The following is a 19,573-nucleotide window of genomic DNA, read 5'->3' as shown; positions in this document are numbered from 1 at the left end:
GTTTAGTATAGTCCATTTTGTCAGTTCGAGCGCAGTCGAGAACCATCTTTACCTCTCAACTGTACTTCGACATCGCTCAGGAAAACTGCTCGATGAGGCAACAGGATTGTTTTATTAATAACTTGTTTAGTATAGTCCATTTTGTCAGTTCGAGCGCAGTCGAGAACCGTCGTTACCTCTCAACTGCACTTCTACTACACTTAAGGTGACGGATAGAAGTTAGAAAGTAGAAAATAGTCCCGATTCCGAGGCTTAGGGAGGGGTATAAAAATGACCTGAAATCACTAGATTAGACGTTTAAGGTCTAAAAGGAATCTTTGTAATGGTAGTTCATTTGTGCTGTCGAACCTAGTGAAGATACGTTGTTCATGGGGTGGTACTTTGCGTAGTCCTTTGCGCCCCTTGCGGTTACTATTCAGCTCTGAGTGCTCAGATATATAGGGTAAGTCATTTGTGTTGTAACGGTAAAAGATGATAATAGCTATATAAACTCTTGTAGGAGTGGAGGGCTTTCTGAACCGTTGGTTTTTTGAGTGTGTTGGGTGTGTTGTTATAATTTGTTTTCCGTGAAGTAGTTGATGAAACTCTTCAAAAAATTTGCATAAAATTTATGTTAAATTATAAAATTAAGTTAAAATAAGTAGGTATTTTATTGTGATTTTAAATTACATTTGCCGAAAATTACTACCGTATGTGGTCTCAAATGGGACTCACAGCGGCGAAGCCGTGAGATGAGGTAAGTACCGTAAGCTTTCGGGTGAAAATGATGATCTAAAATTTGGGAACAGTGTATGCAAATTAATAAGTATTAAAATTTAGAGTAGAGAAGAGTATAGTGAAATAGAGCAATTGATACTAAGCACAAACGAAGAGAAGGCGTAATTTTCTCGATACTAATCAGATAATATCTTAGCCGAACCCCGATAACCAACAACGGACAACCAAAACCCAATAGCCAACAGCCAAAAGCCAACAGCCAGTTGAATTAAAAAATTAAAAAATAAACGCCATCTACTTAGTTCCCCCTTCGGGGGCTAGGGGGCTTAACGATATGAAAATAGGAATTACTTTCAGCGCTTTTGATCTCTTGCATGCGGGACATATCAAAATGTTAGAAGAAGCCAAGCGACAATGTGATTATTTAATTGTAGGTTTGCAAACGGATCCTACTTTGGACCGCCCAGAAAAAAACCGTCCGGTACAAACCGTGGTGGAACGATATATCCAATTGAAAGGCTGTAAATTCGTAGACGAAATAGTGCCTTACGCTACGGAGCAAGATTTAGAAGATATTTTACGCTCTTTTAAAATTGATGTGCGTATTGTAGGCGATGAATACCGAGAACAAAATTTTACTGGAAGAATGTATTGCGAAGCCAAAGGGATTGAGTTGTATTACAATACACGGGATCATCGATTTTCGAGTTCGGGATTACGTAGGGAAGTGCATCAGAAGGAAATGGTGCGAGAATAACTAAAATAGAGTTAAGGTGTAACTATTAAGTATAGAAAATGAAAATTTTAATCACAGGCGGAGCCGGTTTTATAGGTTCCAATTTAACAGAATATTTTTTAGCAAAAGGGTACGACATAGTTTGTTTAGATAACTTTGCTACGGGTCATCGTCATAATGTTGCGCCTTTTTTAGAGAATCCAAATTATACTTTGATCGAAGGAGATATTCGAAATTTTTCGGATTGTCAACAAGCAGTGGAAGGAGTAGATTATGTCTTACATCAAGCGGCTTTGGGGTCTGTGCCTCGTTCTATCAATGATCCCATTACGACCAATGATGTAAATGTTTCAGGTTTTTTAAATATGCTTACCGCTGCTCGTGATGCAAAGGTGAAACGTTTTGTTTATGCTGCTAGTTCTTCTACTTATGGAGATTCTCAAGGTTTACCAAAGGTAGAGGACGTTATTGGAAAACCTTTATCTCCTTACGCCATCACTAAATATGTAAACGAATTGTATGCCGATATTTTTTCAAAAACTTATGGGATAGAAACTATAGGCTTGCGTTATTTTAATGTGTTTGGCAGAAGGCAAGATCCCAATGGAGCTTATGCAGCTGTTATTCCTAAATTTGTCATGCAATTTATGAAGCATGAAAGTCCTGTGATTAATGGTGACGGGTTGTATTCTAGAGATTTTACTTATATAGATAATGTGATTCAGATGAATGAGTTGGCGATGACTACTCAAAACCCTGAAGCGATAAATACGGTATATAACACTGCTTTTGGTGATAGAACTACGTTGACGCAATTAGTTGGATTACTGAAGGAATATTTGTCTGCTTTTGATTCAAAAATTGCCGATGTTGAAGTGATACATGGTCCAAATAGAGCCGGAGATATCCCTCATTCTTTGGCAAGTATTACTAAAGCAAAACAGTTGTTAGGGTATGCTCCTCAATTTTCTATTCAACAAGGGTTGCAAGAAGCAGTAGCATGGTATTTTACTCATTTGAATTAATTAATTTTTCAAATCTAATATTGTTATAAAATAGGTTTAATGAAAAAAATTGCCATTATTGGTCTAGGATACGTAGGACTTCCTTTAGCACGTTTGTTTGCCACAAAATATCCCGTAGTTGGTTTTGATATCAACGAAAAAAGAATAAAAGAGCTTACTAGCGGCCACGATAGTACTTTGGAAGTGGAAGATGCTATTTTACAAGCCGTAGTAGTGGATCAGTTTTCGGAGGGAACGGGCTTGTATTGTACTAATGATTTAGCTATTTTAAAAGAGTGTAACGTTTACATTGTTACTGTACCTACACCTGTGGATAAAAACAACCGCCCTGATTTGACACCATTGTACAAAGCCAGTGAAACGGTAGGTAAAGTTTTGAAAAAAGGCGATATTGTTATTTATGAATCTACTGTGTATCCTGGAGTCACCGAAGAGGAGTGTGTGCCAGTTTTGGAAAAAATTTCAGGCTTACAATTTAATGTTGATTTTTTTGCAGGGTATTCGCCTGAACGTATCAACCCGGGTGACAAAGAACATACCGTAGAGAAAATATTGAAAGTAACCTCAGGCTCCACACCTGCCATAGGGCTTGAAGTAGATACTTTGTATAAAAGTGTGATTACTGCCGGTACGCATTTGGCACCTTCGATTAAAGTGGCTGAAGCTGCTAAGGTAATTGAAAACTCGCAACGCGATATTAATATTGCATTTGTCAACGAATTGGCTAAAATTTTTAATTTAATGGATATTGATACTCATGCGGTATTGGAAGCGGCTGGGACTAAATGGAATTTCTTACCTTTTAAACCGGGATTAGTGGGAGGACATTGTATTGGAGTAGATCCTTATTATTTGGCACAACGCGCTCAGGAATTTGGCTACCATCCCGAAATTATTTTAGCTGGGCGCAGAATGAATGACAGCATGGGTGAATATGTAGCTTCACAAGTTGTGAAATTGATGATTAAAAAAGGGATAGCGGTTAAAGGAGCTAGCTTATTAATGCTTGGGATTACCTTTAAGGAAAATTGTCCAGATGTGCGTAATACAAAAATTGTGGATATGATTGCAGCATTTTTAGACTATGGCATTACGATAAGTATTTATGATCCATGGGCAAACCCTTCTGAGGTCAATCATGAATATGAATTGAAAATTACTGCAAATATGCCAATTGATAAATTTGATTCTATAGTATTGGGAGTTGCACATAAAGAGTTTTATTCTATGAATTTTAAAAGTATTAGAAAGAAGAATAGTGTTTTGTATGATGTGAAAGGTATTTTGGGCAGAGAAGTTGACGGAAGATTATAATATTTAAAATTAGTTTAATGATTAAAAATTTAATAATATTTGGAACTAGACCAGAAGCTATAAAAATGGCTCCTCTTGTCAATGAGTTCAATATACATAGAGAGAGATTTGAAACAAGAGTTTGTGTTACAGCGCAACATAGAGAGATGTTAGATCAAGTTTTAGATTTTTTTGAAATCATTCCAGATTATGATCTAGATTTAATGAAGCCGAATCAAAATTTGTACTCCTTGACATCTGATATTATTTTAGGTTTAAAGCCTGTTTTGGAGGAATATAAGCCTGATTTTGTATTTGTTCACGGAGATACTTCGACTACGATGGCAGCAAGTATAGCTTCTTTTTATGCAGGAGCAAAAGTTTGCCATGTAGAAGCTGGTTTGCGAACCAATAATAAATATTCTCCTTTTCCGGAAGAAATTAACCGTCAAGTTACGGGTAGAATTGCGGATTTTCATTTTGCTCCGACTGAACAGTCAAAAATGAATTTGTTAGCTGAAAATGTTAATGAAGGTACTATTTTAGTTACTGGTAATACTGTTATTGATGCTTTATTAGAAAGCTCAGTAAAAGTGAATTCCATTTTAAATTCTGAGATTGATCAATTAAAAACAATTATTGGTAATACAAAGCAGTTAATTTTAGTTACAGGCCATCGTAGAGAAAACCATGGACAAGGTTTTATCAATATTTGCGAGGCTTTAAAAACAATTGCGATGCAAAATCCAGAAGCCAAGATTGTGTATCCAGTGCATTTGAATCCCAATGTTAAAGGTCCGGTTTATCAAATATTGGGAAATATTTCAAATGTTTATTTAATAGAACCTTTGGCCTATCCTGCTTTCGTTTGGTTAATGAATCAGTCCTATTTGATTATTACCGATTCAGGAGGGGTGCAAGAAGAAGCTCCAAGTTTAGGTAAACCAGTTTTGGTAATGCGAGATACTACAGAACGTCCTGAAGCTGTTGAGGCAGGAACTGTTATTTTAGTTGGAACTAATACAGCTAAAATAATTAATGAATGTAATGACTTATTGTCGAATATAGAGAACTACCAAAAAATGAGTGCTTTGCATAATCCATATGGAGATGGTAAAGCATGTGAACGTATTATAGATTTTATAATTTCTTTAAAATAATACAATGAATAATAATAGTGTTGTAATGATTGGACTAGGGTATATTGGATTACCTACCGCTGCTTTAATTGCGAACAATAACATCCCTGTTCATGGAGTTGATATCAACCCTGAGGTCGTACGAATTATTAATGAGGGAAAGATTCATATCGTGGAACCGAGTTTGGATGAAGCTGTAGCTAATGCGGTTACTGCAGGTTTTTTTAAAGCCTCAACGACTCCTATAACAGCAAGCACTTATTTGATAGTTGTACCCACCCCATTTAAGGCAAAAAATGAACCAGATATTTCCTTTGTAGAAGCTGCTACAATGGCAATACTTCCTTTACTAAAAGAACATGATTTATACATTATTGAATCAACTTCGCCTATAGGAACAACGGAAAAGATGATGAAATTGATTTATAACAAACGACCTGATTTATTAGATAAATTGTACATAGCATATTGTCCTGAAAGGGTTTTGCCAGGTAATGTTATGTATGAATTAGTACATAATGATAGAGTAATAGGCGGAGTTAATGAAGTTTCGACAGAAAGAGCTGTAGCTTTTTATAAACAATTTGTAAAAGGAGATCTACATAAAACAAACGCTAGAACTGCGGAGATGTGTAAGTTAACTGAAAACTCCTCTCGTGATGTTCAAATAGCTTTTGCTAATGAATTATCTTTAATTTGCGACAAAGCAGATATTGATGTATGGGAATTGATACAATTGGCTAATAAACACCCGAGAGTAAATATTCTTCAGCCAGGATGCGGAGTAGGAGGACACTGTATTGCAGTGGATCCATATTTTATTGTGGCTGATTATCCTATGGAATCTAAGATAATTGCTACGGCAAGAGAAATAAATAATTATAAATCTTTTTGGTGTGCTGAAAAAGTAAAAACAGCAAAATTAGAGTTTCAACTAAAACATGGTAGAAAAGCAAGTGTTGCCATTATGGGATTGGCTTTTAAGCCGAATATTGACGATTTGAGAGAGTCGCCGGCAAAGTATATTGCTCAAAAAATATTACAAGATTCCCACGATGATGAATGTTTTATTGTTGAACCCAATATAGCGACCCACAAGGTTTTTAAGCTGACCGATTACAAAGAAGCAATGAATAAGGCTGATATAATTGTTTTTTTAGTAGCTCATGATGAGTTTAAAGAATTAGAAATTTCTAAAGATAAAGTAGTATTAGACTTTTGCGGTGTAAATAATAGAATTTAACAAAATGGTTATTAATCATGTTTTTTTTTGATTTTATGTTAAAAATAAATTTATTAATCATTAAACTATGACGACTATAGATTTAATAAAATCTGATATTTACAGATATATTGGAAGTACAAGTTGGTTTCAAATTTTTAAAGCTATTTTAACTATTGAAGGTGTAAGATATTCTATAATATTTAGAATAGGGTCATCTTTATCAAAAAAGAATCCATTTTTTTGGATGTGTTATTTTGTCAATAGATTTTTGGGTAGATGGTATGGGTATCAAATTCCCTTGAAAACAAGAATTGGAAGTGGGTTATATCTTGGACATACTGGAACAATAATTATAAATGGTGGTGCTGTAATTGGAAATAATTGTAATCTTAGCCCAGGAATTACTATTGGGCAAGTCTTTGAAGGAAAGAAATCTGGAAGTCCAACAATAGAAGATAATGTATGGATAGGGACAAACTCAGTTTGTGTTGGAAATATTACTATAGGAGAAAGTTCACATATTTGTCCAAATAGTTTTGTTAACTTTAATGTTTCTCCCAACTCATTAGTAATTGGAAATCCAGCAGTTATTAAGAATGAATGGAATAAAACTAGTTTTTATGTAACTAATAAATGGTTAAATAGTAAGTAGTTGATTATACAATTTAGAAGTTTAGATTTAATGGTTTTGTAATTTATTATTATTACTATATAATAGGATTTAGTTAAACATATGGATAGTAAAAGATTATATCAAATAGATTTATTTAGATTTATTGCTGCCTTAATGGTAGTTTTGTTTCATTATACCTTTAGAGGTTTTATAGCAAGTTCATCTATTTTAGAATTTCCATTGTTAGGATTTTTGTTTAAATATGGATATTTGGGTGTTGATTTGTTTTTTATAATAAGCGGTTTTGTAATATACATGTCAATCGAAAAATCTACTGTTTTAGGTTTTGTTAAGTCTAGAATAATACGTTTGTACCCTGCTTATTGGATTTGTGTTAGCTTAACTTCATTGGTGATATATTTGTATGGAGATAAGTTTTTTAGCGTAAGTCTGTCTCAATATTTGATTAATTTAACAATGTTAAATGGTTTTTTTTTAGTTGATTCCATTGATGGCGTTTATTGGACTTTGTTTGTAGAACTTAAGTTTTATTTTATTATTGGTTTTATATTATGTTTCAAAAATTTAAAAAATAAATACATGACATTTTTGCTGGTTATATGGCTTTTAGCCTCTTTCTCGCAGTTTGTCATAAATTTTGACCAGAATGTTTTTTTGAAAATAATTAGAGAATTTTTTATTATAAACTATTCTTCCTATTTTATAGCGGGTATTATTTTTTATAAAATTTTTAAAGAGGGTATTAACATAAAATATATTATAATTTTAGGTTTATGCTATATACTATCCGTTATTTTGGCAATAAATGAAGCTGAAGCTCTTTCAGTTGTTCTTAAAACAGCATTAAATAAGACTATAATTATTACCTATGTAACAATGTTTTATGGAGTCATGCTTTTGATTAGTTGCGATAAGTTGAAAGTAATAAATAAATATTTCTTTTTAAAATTAGGGTTGCTTACTTATCCTTTGTATCTTATTCATCAAAACATTGGTTTTATTATATTTAATAATGTTGGATCATTAATTAATAAATATTTGCTTTTAGTTATAGTGATTATTCTAATGTTAATACTTGCCTATTTAGTAAATGTCTTTATCGAAAAACCAATTAATAGATATTTAAAGAAGAAAACATTTGAAAAATAGTTTATTTCAAAAAAGAATCTTCAGTCAGTTTAAATATGATTTTCTTTCAAATTTTATTGTTTAAAAAAATATGTGTGGTATCTATATAACAAACATTCCTTATGAAAAGGAAATTATTGAAGCAAAATTAAAATCGATTGATTTTAGAGGCCCAGATAATTTAGGGTATCAAAGAGTTGATGGGATTTCAATTGGGCATTTAAGACTTTCCATATTAGATTTAGATTCTAGATCTAATCAGCCTTATAGTTTCAATAATTATAAAATTACTTTTAATGGAGAAATATATAATTTCTTAGATATCAAGAAAGAGCTTATAGATATTGGATATACATTTGAAACTACAAGTGACACTGAAGTTCTTATAAAAGGATTTTCTGAGTGGGGTCAGGATTTGCTTCCTAAGATCAATGGTATGTTTGCCTTTGCCATATATGATACAACTAAACGTAAAATTTTTTGTGCTAGAGATCGTGTCGGTGTCAAACCATTTTTTTATTACTGGAAAGCTGGTGAATTTGAAATTTGTAGCCAATTACGACCACTAATTAATTCAGAAAGTAAAGTGTCCGCTGAAGCAGTTTCCATTTATTTAGATTGTGGATATGTACCAAGTCCTTATTCAATTATAGAGGATGTTTATAAATTACCTCCAGGCAATTTCATGGAGATTGATTTGAATGCAGGAACTAAAACTATAAAAGAATATTGGAATTTAAAACCTGTAGTAATAAGAGATATTACTTATGAAGAAGCTAAAGAGGAGTTGCACCAATTGTTAATAGATGCCGTAGCTATACGAATGCAATCAGACGTTTCTTTAGGGTCATTTTTGTCAGGAGGCATTGATTCTGCTTTAGTATCAGCAATAGCTTCCAAAATTTCTAAAAATCCAATAAATACTTTTACAATCGGATTTGAAGATCCACAATATGATGAAAGTAAAGTAGCAAAAGAATTTTCTGAAATCATAGGTTCAAATCATATTACAACTGTATGTGGGCTAAATGATATCTTAGCAATGTTGCCTAAATTAGTAAAAACATACGATGAGCCTTTTGCAGATAGTTCCGCACTTCCGTCGTTATTATTAAATTCGATTACAAAAAAGCATGTTACGGTTGCATTAACTGGTGATGGTGGTGATGAAAGTTTTTTAGGATACAATCATTTTGACTCTGTAAATGATTTTATAAAAATTGAAAAAACCCCTATTTTTATCAAATCGATTTTATCTAAAATATTTTCACTAAAAGTTGTTCCAAAAAGATACAGACATATTTCTGAACTTTTAAAATTGAAAAGTATTGATGATTTTATAAACGCTATTTTTATAGGGTACAAATCTTTGCAGAAAAAGCGAAATAATTTTTGGCTGTTCCTTTATGGAAACGCTCTTAAGTTTTCTTCTAATTCCATTCAAAAGGCAGCCGATTTAAATATTAAGTTATGGCTTGAGAATGATAGTAATGTAAAAGTTGACAGGGCAAGTATGTGTTTTTCGGTTGAAACTAGAAGTCCATTTTTAGATTATAGAATAATAGAATACGCCAGAACTTTACCTATCAATTTCAAATATAGTAAAGGCAACAGAAAAATAATTCTTAAAGATATTTTGAATGAATACATTCCAAAAGAAGTTTTTGAGCAGCCAAAACGAGGTTTCGCAATACCTATAGGTAAGTGGATTACTCATGATTTAAAAAATGATATTTTAAATGAATTAAATAATGATTTTTTGGAAACGGTTCCAAATCTTAATGTGCCATTTTTTAGTAAACAACTAAAAGATCATATGTTGAATATTGAAGACAATTCATTTAACATTTGGAAACTTTATTTATTAGCTAAGTGGTGTAAAGAATTTGGTATTAGTTTTCAATCAAACTCAGAATTAATATAAAATAAACTGTTTAATTAATAATAAAATTGCCAAGTATATTTTAATAATAGAAAAGATTAAAACAAGATGCTTATATTACTTTTTAAAGTTCGAATCTGATTGAATTTAAGTTAATATGTTGATAATTAAATGAATAGGATTTTTTATAATAATATTAGAGAATAAATTGAATTGAACAAACTTTTTTTTACTATTTGAACGTTTTTTAGTTTAATATGAAAGGTAATAATAAATAATGATAACCCAAAAAGAAGCGCTTAAAGGAACAGCATGGTCAGTAATTGGGAGTGGTCTTAATATTTTAATTGTATTAGTTACCAATATCTTCTTGACTAGGTTGCTCACGCCTGAGGAATTTGGAAGAGCTGGCATTGTTATGTTTTTTGTTTTTTTTGCAAATGTATTTGTTGAGGCAGGAATGGCTGGTGCACTTATTCGAATTGTTAAAATAAATGAAGAAGATTATTCAACAGTATTTATATTCAACTTAATTATTAGTACACTGTTTTTTTTAATAATCGCCGGTTTGTCGGGTGTTATCTCTGTTTTTTTCAACGATTTGCAGCTGCAAAGAATTATAGTAGTTACTAGTTTTACTATTATAATAAATGCTTTTCAAATCGTATATAAAGTTAGTATAATCAGAAACTTTAATTTTTTTAAAAACTCAATCTACCTGCTTATTTCGGTTATTATTGCCTCTTTTTTAGGTATTCTTTTGGCTAAATTTGGTTATGGTGTATGGGCAATTGTTTCCATACCTATAAATTCTGCTTTATTGAATTTACTATTATTTGTTTTTTTTGAGAAATGCCCATTTAAAAAATTAATTTTCTCAAAAAAATCATTTTCAAATGTTTTTGCTTTTGGTATGCATACTACAGTTGTTTCGTTACTAAGTATAGTATTTGATAATATATATAATCTAGTCTTAGCAAAATATTTTAATATCTCACAAGTTGGATATTATTATCAAGGGAAACGACTTTTGGATGCACAAATAGGTGTGGTTACTAATACTTTACATGGAGCAGGTTATTCTTTTTTATCAAAAAAGCAAGAGGATCTAGATTCCTATTTAAAATTTTTTAAAAATATTTTAGAAGTATTGACTATTGGGTTTTGTTTTGTTTTACTTTTTCTAATACTCTACTCTGAGGTAATAATTGAGATTTTATTTGGAGAAGGTTGGTCCCGTTCTTCCTACTATTTAAAAATGTTAGCATTTCCTACTTTTTTATTCGCATTGGATACTTTTTTTGTGGTAAATCTAAAAGTATTTAATAAAACTAAAAAATTTATGTTTATTGAAGTTATTAAGAAAGTTTTCCAAGTTGGAACTGTTATTATTGGTGTGGTTTATTTAAATATTCAATTCTTAATTTGGGGTATTATTTTGTCTAGTGTTTTAAGTTTTTGTTTGAACTTTTATTATTCATCAAAATTGATTACTTCTAAAACGATTATTTTATTGAGTGTTGTATTGAAAATTTTATTAATATGTTTTGGGTTAGTTTTATTATTTTTAAAAATATTCAGCTATTACCAATTATCACCCTTTAAAAGTTTGTATTTTGCTCCTTTACTTCTTTTTTTATATGTTGTAAGTGTATTTTATTCAAATTTTCAATGTGTGCATATTTTAATAATAAAATTAAAAAATTTAATATTTAATTTTATTAATAAAAGAAATAATAAAATAGATAATTAATATATAGTGTTTATGAAATTACAAAAGGCTAGTAGGATTGCATTATATATGTTTTTTTTCTCAATCAATTTTGAAATTTGGGACCCTTTTAACACAGGTGGTTTTTTTTCTATTTCGAAGTTTACGGGGATTATTTATTTTTTAACAACAGTTCCAAATTTTGGTTCTTTTTTAAATAATGTAAAGATTAAAAAATTCACAAACCCAATTTGGATTTTTTTTATTTTGTTTACAATAGTTAATTTAATTAATATTAATGTAAAGAGTGATAGTTTTTTTAACTTATCTTTTTTTCTAAATATAATTATATTTTGGATTTTAGTAAATCATGAAAGAAAAGATAAATTTATTTTAGAAAAAGGGCTCATAGCTTTTGCAATTGGATCGTTTGTTTTAGCAATGTGTTATCAATTTGGAATTGGTGTAGAGATAAATAGTGATGGTAGAGTTGTCTTATTTGAAGATAACGAAAATAGTATTGGTATTAGAATGGCTTTATCTGTTTCAATAATTATCGTTTGTGTATTTCAAAACATACTCAATATAGGCAAGTATCGATATTTTTTACTATCATTAGTCCCCTTTATGATAGATTTGCTTTTTAGTACAGGTTCAAGAACCGCTTTGTTAAGTCTTATTTGTATGTTTATTGCTGGTGCTTCATTAATTAAATATTCAAAAACTTATTTAAAAATTGTATCAATATTAATTTCTATTGGAATTGGTGTTATTGGAGTATATTATATTTTAAGTTCTGAAGTAATGATGGAACGAATATTGAAAAGTATTCAAGATAAAGATTTAGCAGGAAGGGATGATATTTGGAAGGATTTGTTATCTCATATAGATTCAAATATTATAATTGGAATTGGTCGAACAGGTTATGAAGAGTATTGTATAAATAAGTATGGTAGTTTTTTTAGCCCACATAATGTATTTCTTGAAATATTGGCATATACAGGAATTATTGGTTTATTAACATTTTTATATTTAGAAAAGAATTTTTTAACTACTGCTTTTCGGTATTATCGTTTGCAAGGTTATTTGTTGCCTCTTTTGTTGATCATACCAATTTTAGGTATTATGATGTCGAGTCAATTGTTTGACGTTAAGCTAGTTTGGGTGATGTTTGCTTATATTGCAAGTAAAAATCTATTTATTTAGTTATGAAAATTCTTTGTTTTATAGATAGTCTTGGATCAGGTGGAGCTCAACGTCAAATGGTAGAGCTGGCTAAAGGTTTTAAAGACAAAGGGCATGATGTTTCCTTGTTAGTATATCATGATGAACCTTTTTTCTTGTCTGAATTGATAGAGAAAAATATTAGTTATTACTTGATTAAAGAAGATAGTTATCTAATAAGAATTTGGAAAATAAGAAAATTTATAAGAGGCGGTAAATTTGATGCCGTTTTGTCTTTTTTGGAAGCAGCTAACTTTATAGCTACTTTATCTGGATTTCCCTATAAAAAATGGAAATTAGTAGTAGGAGAGAGAAGCGCTAATCCAAATATTTTAAATTCTTTTAAATTAAAATTTTATCGTTTTTTTCATGTTTTTACGGATCATATTGTAGCAAATTCAAATGAGAATATAAATATTATCAAGAAAATTAATCCATTTGTTAACTCAAAGAAATATAAAGTTATTTATAACATAGTTGATTTTAATAAGTGGAGGTCCTCCAGTGATTACTTCCCATTAAAAAACGGTAAATTAAATTTAATTGTTCCAGCAAGTCATCAATATATTAAAAACTGTAGGGGGTTACTAATTGCACTTAATAAACTCAATGTTGACGAGCTTGCTAAGATTCACGTTCAATGGTACGGTGATGAAAAAAATGATGATTCATTAGAAGCTTCTAAAAAGCTTGTTTTTCAACTTGGACTTTGTGAATATATTGATTTTTATCCAGCTGTTACAAATCTTAACAATATAATGGCATTATCTGATATTGTTGGATTGTTTAGTTTTTATGAAGGATTACCTAATGTTGTTTGTGAAGCAATGAGTCTAGGTAAAGTTGTTATTGCTTCGAATGTTTCTGATATTCAAAATTTGTTACAAGATGATGCTTTAGTATTTAATCCTTTATCTACAGATGAAATTTTAAAAGTTTTGAAAAGAGTAATTAATTTTTCTGAAAGTGAATTATTAGAAATTGGTAAAACAAATAAATTAAATGCTTTGCGATTTTTTGACAACAATGAAATTATTAATGAATATGAAAAGTTATTAAAGTATTAAATGAAGAATAAAGTTGTTTTTCTCTGTGGAGCACGTGACTTTCATGCTATGGATTGGTATAAAAGTTCAAAGGAATTAATGCCTTATGCAGATTGCTCTGTAGTAACAGATTTGATTGCAGGTGAAGGTTTTAAAAAAATAGTAAATGAGAATGATAAAGTTTATAAGCTTCTTATATTAGATTCTTTTCTATTTAGAGGTCAGTCATCATTAGGTGATAAATGGCGCAATCTTTTAAAATTGTTAGTGCTGCCTATTCAGGTCATTTTATTAAGACGTTTTGCTAGAAAAAATCCAAATGCTATTTATCATGCACATTCAATGTATTATCTAGTTTTAGCAAGAGCAGCAAAAGTAAATTATATTGGAACACCTCAAGGAAGTGATATATTGATAAAGCCTTATAAGTCAAATTTTTATAAGCGTTTTGCTATTTATGGATTAAAAATGGCTAAACACATTACTGTAGATTCTAAGATGATGCAAGAAGGTGTATATAATTTATCAAAAAAGTATGCTTATATCATTCAAAATGGTATTGATGTTACTTCAATAGAAGATTATAAGCGAAATATTATTCATGAGGAACAAAAACTATCTCAACGTTCTGGAATTTTGTCAATGCGTGGTTTTACTGAATTGTACAGAATTAAAGAAATCCTTAAGGCGAGAAATCAAACTAAGTCTAAACTTGCAATAACATTTATATACCCATTTTATGAAAACTTATATAAAACGGAATGTAATTTCTTAATTCAAACCAATGATCTAGATTTAGGTCGTGTTGAGCGAAATAAAATGTATGAATTATTTTCGAAAGCAGGATTAGTAATTTCTATTCCAAGCAGTGATTCTTCTCCAAGAAGTGTATATGAAGCAATTTTTTGCGGAAGCCCTGTTGCTATTTCGTATAATTCTTATTATGAATCTCTTCCAAATTGTATGAAATCCCGAATAATTATCGTAGATGTTAACAATAGGAATTGGCTAACTGATGCGGTTGAAAAAGCAAAAACACTAAATAAAATCAAGTATATTCCTAGTAGGTCTGCATTAGAGATATTTGACCAAAAAGAATCATTTAAGAAACTTCAAAAACTTTTATTTGACTAAACTTTAAACATTATGCAACGAGAATACCAAATATGTAGTAATTGTATCATGGACACCTCAGATTCAAAAATTGTTTTTGATGAAAATGGAGTATGTGACCATTGCAATGATTTTTACACTAACGTGAAACCCAACTGGCATACCGATGAAAAGGGTAGAGCCGAAATGGAAGCAGTGGTAGAGAAGATAAAAAAAGAAGGGAAAGGAAAAGACTTTGATTGTATTTTGGGAATGAGTGGCGGAGTAGATAGTTCTTATCTTCTGCATTTAGCGGTAAAAGAATTGGGTTTAAGACCATTAGTTTTCCATGTAGATGGAGGATGGAATTCTGAACTTGCAGTTCATAATATTCAGGTGATGATTGATAAATTAGGTTTAGATTTATATACAGAAGTCATCAATTGGGAGGAAATGAAAGATTTTCAGTTGGCTTTTTTTAAATCTGGAGTACCTCATTTGGATATCCCGCAAGATCATGCGTTTGTAGCAACACTTTATAACTTTGCCAACAAGTACAATATTAAGTATATTTTAAATGGTGGAAATATTTCAACGGAATGCGTTCGTAACCCAATGGAATACCTTTATTATGGTACCGATATGGCTCAAATTCGTGATATAAGAAGACAATTTGGTACTAATAAAATGGAAACGTATCCCTTTAGTCCTGTTTTGAAACATAAATTCTATTTAAGATATATTAAGGGGGTTCAGGTTGTAAAACCATTAAATTATATGCCTTATGTAAAAGAAGAGGCATTGAAAATGTTGGCAGAAGAGTATGGCTGGACACCGTATCCTCAAAAGCATTTTGAGTCTCGTTTTACTAAGTTTTACGAAGGATATTGGCTTCCAGAACGTTTTGGTTTTGATACGAGGAGGGTGCAGTATTCTAGTTTGATTTTAACAGGTCAGCTTTCAAGAGAAGAAGCATTAGAAAAAATGAAAAAACCGGCTTATAATCTGGAAACTATTGAAGAGGAGTTTAAGTATATTGCTACTAAATTAGGCATAAAAGCCGAGGAATTGAGAGGCTATTACAATCTGCCCAAAAAGTTTTATTGGGACTATAAAAACCAATTGTCTATGTTTAAAACAGGAGCAAAATTACTTAAATTTTTAGGAATAGAAAGATCAATTAAAAGATGATTACAATTATAGATTACGGATCTGGAAATATAAAAGCGATTGCCAATATTTATGAGAAATTAAATATTGATTATATTATAGCTAAAACACCGGAACAAGTAGTTGGTGCAAAAAAAATTTTTTTACCCGGTGTAGGTGCTTTCGATGAAACTATTTCAAAGTTAGATTGTACTGGTTTTAGAGAAGTTTTGGATGTTGAAGTTTTACAAAATAAAGTCCCAATTATAGGTATCTGTGTTGGAATGCAAATTTTAGCAGAAAGCAGTGAAGAAGGTACACTTAATGGATTGGGCTATATAAAGGGGAAGGTTAAAAAGATAGATTCAGCTTTGTTAAAGCAAAAGCCTAAATTACCACACTTAGGCTGGAATTCAATTGAAATAAATCGTCACAACGAATTACTAAATAATATAGATCCTGAATTTGGTTTCTATTTTTTACATAGCTACTATTTTGAATGCACTGATAAAAATGATGTGTTAACTACAACTACTTATGGCAAACCTTTTGCCTCGGCGGTTAACTATAAAAATGTTTACGGCATTCAATTTCACCCGGAAAAAAGTCACCATAATGGTATAACTGTACTTCATAATTTTGCAAAATTATAATGCTTAGATCAAGAATAACACCCTGTCTCTTAGTTCATAAAAAAGGATTAGTGAAGACAACTCAATTTAAAGATCCAAAATATGTAGGGGATCCAATTAATGCTGTAAAAATTTTCAACGAAAAGGAAGTAGATGAATTAATTGTTCTCGATATTGATGCAACAGTTGAGCAAAGAGGTCCCGATTTTGAATTAATCGAGAATTTAGCTATTGAGTGTAGAATGCCCTTTTGTTATGGGGGAGGGGTTACAACAGTTGAGCAAGCTAAAAAAATCATCAGTTTAGGTGCAGAAAAAGTAGCTTTGAGTTCTGCTGCGATTTACAATACTAAAATACTAAAAGAAATTGGGGATGCAGTCGGAATTCAAAGTGTTGTGGTTGTGCTAGATATTAAAAAGAAAAAGCTTTTTGGGGGCTATGAAATAGTTACTCATAACGGTAAAAAGTCTACAAGTATTAAATTAAGTGAATTTCTTAAAGAATTAAGTGACATAGGTATAGGAGAGTTAGTGATTAACTCCATTGACAATGATGGTAAAATGGAAGGTTTTGATTTTAAATTATTTGATTTAATTAGGGAACAAACCGAAATGCCTATGACAATTCTAGGTGGAGCCGGAAAATTAGAAGATATAAAAGAAGCAATTGGCAGGTACAAAACAATAGGTGTATCTGCGGGAAGTTTGTTTGTTTTCAAGGGGAAATACAGAGCTGTTTTAATCAATTATCCTAATTTAGAAGAAAGAAAAGCATTATATCAATTATAAATATACATGAAACAAATCATACAATCCTTTAAAACAGGAGCCACAATATTAGAAGAAGTTCCTGCGCCACAAGTAAAAAGAGGGGCAGTTTTAATACAAACCACACGTTCATTAGTGTCTTTAGGTACTGAGCGGATGTTGGTAGAGTTTGGAAAATCTAATCTAATTTCAAAAGCCCGCCAACAGCCTGATAAGGTTAAACAAGTTTTAGATAAAATTAAAACGGAAGGCTTGGTGCCAACTCTCGAAGCTGTTTTTAATAAATTAGGGGAGCCACTTCCTCTGGGATATTGTAATGTAGGACGTGTTATTGCCGTTGGTGAAGGAGTAAGTGAGTTTAAAGTAGGTGATCGTGTGGCATCCAATGGACAACATGCCGAATTTGTATGTATTCCAAAAAACTTAGTGGCTCATATTCCTGATAACGTAACTGATGAAGAAGCTGCTTTTACAGTTATTGGCTCTATTGGATTGCAAGGTATACGATTATTAAATCCAACATTAGGTGAAACAGTAGTGGTTGTAGGTTTGGGGCTAATAGGGTTGTTAACGGCTCAATTATTAGTTGCTAACGGTTGTAGAGTTATAGGTGTAGATATCGACGAAAGTAAGTTGGAATTGTCGAAACAATGGGGAGTAATTCCTTTTAATCCAAAATCTGGAGATACTGTTAAGTTTGTAGAAGGAATTACAGGAGGTATTGGGGCAGATGGTGTGATCATTACTGCTTCGGCCAAAACAGATGAAATTGTATCGCAAGCTGCACGTATGTCCCGTAAGAGAGGACGTATCGTATTGGTTGGTGTAATTGGATTGAATCTGAGCAGAGCTGAATTTTATGAAAAAGAATTGTCTTTTCAGGTTTCTTGCTCTTATGGTCCTGGTCGCTACGACGAAGATTATGAAAACAGAGGGAATGACTATCCTTTAGCATTTGTACGTTGGACAGAAAAACGAAATTTTGAAGCCGTATTACAAGCTATAGCGTCAAAGAAACTTGTGGTCAATAAAATGATTACAGAAGTTGTTCCGCTAGAATCTTACCAAACAATTTATGGAGAAATTGGCTCAAGTAAGTCAATAGCATCACTGTTGAGTTACAATGAAAAGCCAATTCAAACCCCTTCTAATACCATTCAATTAAAAGAAGCTAGTTTTAAAGGAGCCAAAGGTGTTATAGGTATTGTAGGTGCTGGAAATTTCACAAAAATGACCATGCTACCAGCCTTAAAAGGAAGTGGAGCACATTATAAGTATATTGCAAGCCAAGGAGGTGTGAGTGGTACAGCCATGGCGCAGAAATTTGGTTTTTCTCATTCTACCACAAATTACAAAGAAATTTTAGCAGACCAAGAGGTCGACTTGTTGTTGATTACTACCCGTCATAATCTACATGCTAGTATGTCTATAGAATCTTTGCGAGCCGGGAAGCACGTTTTTGTAGAGAAACCATTAGCATTAAGTACTGATGAGCTTGAAAGTGTTATCGAGGCGCAACAGGCTTCAGGAAAAACGATTACAGTAGGGTTTAATCGCCGTTTTTCACCCCATGCAGAAAAAATGAAGAGCCTACTTGGAACGGCACCTATGAATATAATCGCTACTATGAATGCTGGTTTTATTCCGGCTAATGTATGGATACACGATTTAAAAGTCGGAGGTGGTCGTATTGTTGGTGAGGCTTGTCATTTTATTGATTTAATTACTTTCTTGACAGGGAGTAAAGTAAAAGCCGTTTGCATGAACGCCATGGGAATTAATCCTGAAGAAAACACCGATAATGCTAGCCTATTATTACAATATGAAAATGGTTCTACAGGGGTAATCAATTATTTCTCCAATGGATCCAAAGCTTATGCCAAAGAGCGTGTGGAAGTTTATTCGCAAGAACGAACTTTGGTAATGGATAATTTTAGAAAAACGGAAGGTTTTGGTTTCAAAGGCTTTTCTATATTAAAAACAAGTTTGGATAAAGGACATAAAAATCAGTTTCATTCCCTAATCAATAGAATTCAAAATGGAGGAGCTCCTTTAATTCCAATGGAAGATTTGATTAATACTTCCAAAGCCTCATTTGCAGCTATTGAAAGTTTAAAAACAGGAAGTTGGGTGAAGATTTAAAATAGGTACAAACCAATTTATTGCAAAAGAA

Annotated in this window: 16 protein-coding genes; all 16 read left to right on the top strand. The window is 31.5% G+C overall.

Going from position 1 to position 19,573, the window contains the following annotated elements; translation table 11 throughout:
• Nucleotides 1-1,051: 1,051 nt before the first annotated feature.
• The 16 genes from ACZIX2_RS12365 to ACZIX2_RS12290 all read left to right on the top strand — a co-directional run bounded on the left by ACZIX2_RS12365 (nt 1,052) and on the right by ACZIX2_RS12290 (nt 19,542).
• Nucleotides 1,052-1,474: an adenylyltransferase/cytidyltransferase family protein gene (locus ACZIX2_RS12365; protein ID WP_463340401.1), complete on the top strand. Its 423-nt coding sequence runs from the start codon at nt 1,052-1,054 to the stop codon at nt 1,472-1,474.
• 38 nt (nt 1,475-1,512) lie between these two features.
• Complete coding sequence (locus tag ACZIX2_RS12360; protein WP_463340400.1) at nt 1,513-2,478, top strand: SDR family oxidoreductase; 966 nt, start codon at nt 1,513-1,515, stop codon at nt 2,476-2,478.
• 39 nt (nt 2,479-2,517) lie between these two features.
• Entirely contained in the window at nt 2,518-3,792 is a 1,275-nt protein-coding gene (locus ACZIX2_RS12355; protein WP_463340399.1) for a nucleotide sugar dehydrogenase, read from the top strand.
• A 17-nt stretch (nt 3,793-3,809) separates the two neighbouring features.
• A complete protein-coding gene (gene wecB / locus ACZIX2_RS12350; RefSeq protein ID WP_463340398.1) occupies nt 3,810-4,931 on the top strand; it encodes a non-hydrolyzing UDP-N-acetylglucosamine 2-epimerase in 1,122 nt (373 codons plus the stop codon).
• A gap of 4 nt (nt 4,932-4,935) precedes the next feature.
• Nucleotides 4,936-6,153, top strand: a complete 1,218-nt coding sequence (gene wecC, locus ACZIX2_RS12345; RefSeq protein WP_463340397.1) for a UDP-N-acetyl-D-mannosamine dehydrogenase — start codon at nt 4,936-4,938, stop codon at nt 6,151-6,153.
• Between the two features lie 67 nt (nt 6,154-6,220).
• Nucleotides 6,221-6,787 carry a serine O-acetyltransferase gene (locus tag ACZIX2_RS12340; protein WP_463340396.1) on the top strand — a complete coding sequence of 189 codons (567 nt, stop codon included), beginning with the start codon at nt 6,221-6,223 and terminating at the stop codon, nt 6,785-6,787.
• Between the two features lie 81 nt (nt 6,788-6,868).
• On the top strand, nt 6,869-7,918 hold the full coding sequence (locus ACZIX2_RS12335; protein ID WP_463340395.1) for an acyltransferase family protein: 1,050 nt from the start codon (nt 6,869-6,871) through the stop codon (nt 7,916-7,918).
• Nucleotides 7,919-7,988: 70 nt separating this feature from the next.
• Nucleotides 7,989-9,821, top strand: a complete 1,833-nt coding sequence (asnB, locus tag ACZIX2_RS12330) for an asparagine synthase (glutamine-hydrolyzing) (protein WP_463340394.1) — start codon at nt 7,989-7,991, stop codon at nt 9,819-9,821.
• Nucleotides 9,822-10,056: 235 nt separating this feature from the next.
• Nucleotides 10,057-11,532, top strand: coding sequence for an oligosaccharide flippase family protein (locus tag ACZIX2_RS12325; RefSeq protein ID WP_463340393.1), 1,476 nt, complete (start codon nt 10,057-10,059; stop codon nt 11,530-11,532).
• A gap of 12 nt (nt 11,533-11,544) precedes the next feature.
• Complete coding sequence (locus tag ACZIX2_RS12320; RefSeq protein WP_463340392.1) at nt 11,545-12,696, top strand: O-antigen ligase family protein; 1,152 nt, start codon at nt 11,545-11,547, stop codon at nt 12,694-12,696.
• Nucleotides 12,697-12,698: 2 nt separating this feature from the next.
• On the top strand, nt 12,699-13,781 hold the full coding sequence (locus ACZIX2_RS12315) for a glycosyltransferase (protein ID WP_463340391.1): 1,083 nt from the start codon (nt 12,699-12,701) through the stop codon (nt 13,779-13,781).
• On the top strand, nt 13,782-14,894 hold the full coding sequence (locus ACZIX2_RS12310) for a hypothetical protein (RefSeq protein ID WP_463340390.1): 1,113 nt from the start codon (nt 13,782-13,784) through the stop codon (nt 14,892-14,894).
• A gap of 12 nt (nt 14,895-14,906) precedes the next feature.
• Complete coding sequence (locus ACZIX2_RS12305) at nt 14,907-16,043, top strand: N-acetyl sugar amidotransferase (RefSeq protein WP_463340389.1); 1,137 nt, start codon at nt 14,907-14,909, stop codon at nt 16,041-16,043.
• Nucleotides 16,040-16,654, top strand: a complete 615-nt coding sequence (gene hisH / locus ACZIX2_RS12300; protein ID WP_463340388.1) for an imidazole glycerol phosphate synthase subunit HisH — start codon at nt 16,040-16,042, stop codon at nt 16,652-16,654. The genes ACZIX2_RS12305 and hisH overlap by 4 nt, the downstream gene beginning before the upstream one ends.
• A complete protein-coding gene (locus ACZIX2_RS12295; protein ID WP_463340387.1) occupies nt 16,654-17,421 on the top strand; it encodes an AglZ/HisF2 family acetamidino modification protein in 768 nt (255 codons plus the stop codon). Before hisH ends, ACZIX2_RS12295 begins: the two co-directional genes overlap by 1 nt.
• Before the next feature lie 6 nt (nt 17,422-17,427).
• The gene (locus ACZIX2_RS12290) at nt 17,428-19,542 is read left to right on the top strand and encodes a bi-domain-containing oxidoreductase (RefSeq protein ID WP_463340386.1); all 2,115 of its coding nucleotides are present in this window, start codon (nt 17,428-17,430) and stop codon (nt 19,540-19,542) included.
• Nucleotides 19,543-19,573 lie beyond the last annotated feature (31 nt).

The organism is Flavobacterium riviphilum, assembly GCF_055231795.1.
The sequence above is the reverse complement of the archived record's forward strand: the minus strand, read 5'-3'. Positions and strand labels throughout refer to the sequence as shown.

What these genes read in the sequence shown, in the direction of transcription:
- ACZIX2_RS12365 (WP_463340401.1), top strand. Translation starts at nt 1,052, where the DNA reads ATGAAAATAGGAATTACTTTCAGCGCTTTTGATCTCTTGCATGCGGGA.
- ACZIX2_RS12360 (WP_463340400.1), top strand. Translation starts at nt 1,513, where the DNA reads ATGAAAATTTTAATCACAGGCGGAGCCGGTTTTATAGGTTCCAATTTA.
- ACZIX2_RS12355 (WP_463340399.1), top strand. Translation starts at nt 2,518, where the DNA reads ATGAAAAAAATTGCCATTATTGGTCTAGGATACGTAGGACTTCCTTTA.
- wecB (WP_463340398.1), top strand. Translation starts at nt 3,810, where the DNA reads ATGATTAAAAATTTAATAATATTTGGAACTAGACCAGAAGCTATAAAA.
- wecC (WP_463340397.1), top strand. Translation starts at nt 4,936, where the DNA reads ATGAATAATAATAGTGTTGTAATGATTGGACTAGGGTATATTGGATTA.
- ACZIX2_RS12340 (WP_463340396.1), top strand. Translation starts at nt 6,221, where the DNA reads ATGACGACTATAGATTTAATAAAATCTGATATTTACAGATATATTGGA.
- ACZIX2_RS12335 (WP_463340395.1), top strand. Translation starts at nt 6,869, where the DNA reads ATGGATAGTAAAAGATTATATCAAATAGATTTATTTAGATTTATTGCT.
- asnB (WP_463340394.1), top strand. Translation starts at nt 7,989, where the DNA reads ATGTGTGGTATCTATATAACAAACATTCCTTATGAAAAGGAAATTATT.
- ACZIX2_RS12325 (WP_463340393.1), top strand. Translation starts at nt 10,057, where the DNA reads ATGATAACCCAAAAAGAAGCGCTTAAAGGAACAGCATGGTCAGTAATT.
- ACZIX2_RS12320 (WP_463340392.1), top strand. Translation starts at nt 11,545, where the DNA reads ATGAAATTACAAAAGGCTAGTAGGATTGCATTATATATGTTTTTTTTC.
- ACZIX2_RS12315 (WP_463340391.1), top strand. Translation starts at nt 12,699, where the DNA reads ATGAAAATTCTTTGTTTTATAGATAGTCTTGGATCAGGTGGAGCTCAA.
- ACZIX2_RS12310 (WP_463340390.1), top strand. Translation starts at nt 13,782, where the DNA reads ATGAAGAATAAAGTTGTTTTTCTCTGTGGAGCACGTGACTTTCATGCT.
- ACZIX2_RS12305 (WP_463340389.1), top strand. Translation starts at nt 14,907, where the DNA reads ATGCAACGAGAATACCAAATATGTAGTAATTGTATCATGGACACCTCA.
- hisH (WP_463340388.1), top strand. Translation starts at nt 16,040, where the DNA reads ATGATTACAATTATAGATTACGGATCTGGAAATATAAAAGCGATTGCC.
- ACZIX2_RS12295 (WP_463340387.1), top strand. Translation starts at nt 16,654, where the DNA reads ATGCTTAGATCAAGAATAACACCCTGTCTCTTAGTTCATAAAAAAGGA.
- ACZIX2_RS12290 (WP_463340386.1), top strand. Translation starts at nt 17,428, where the DNA reads ATGAAACAAATCATACAATCCTTTAAAACAGGAGCCACAATATTAGAA.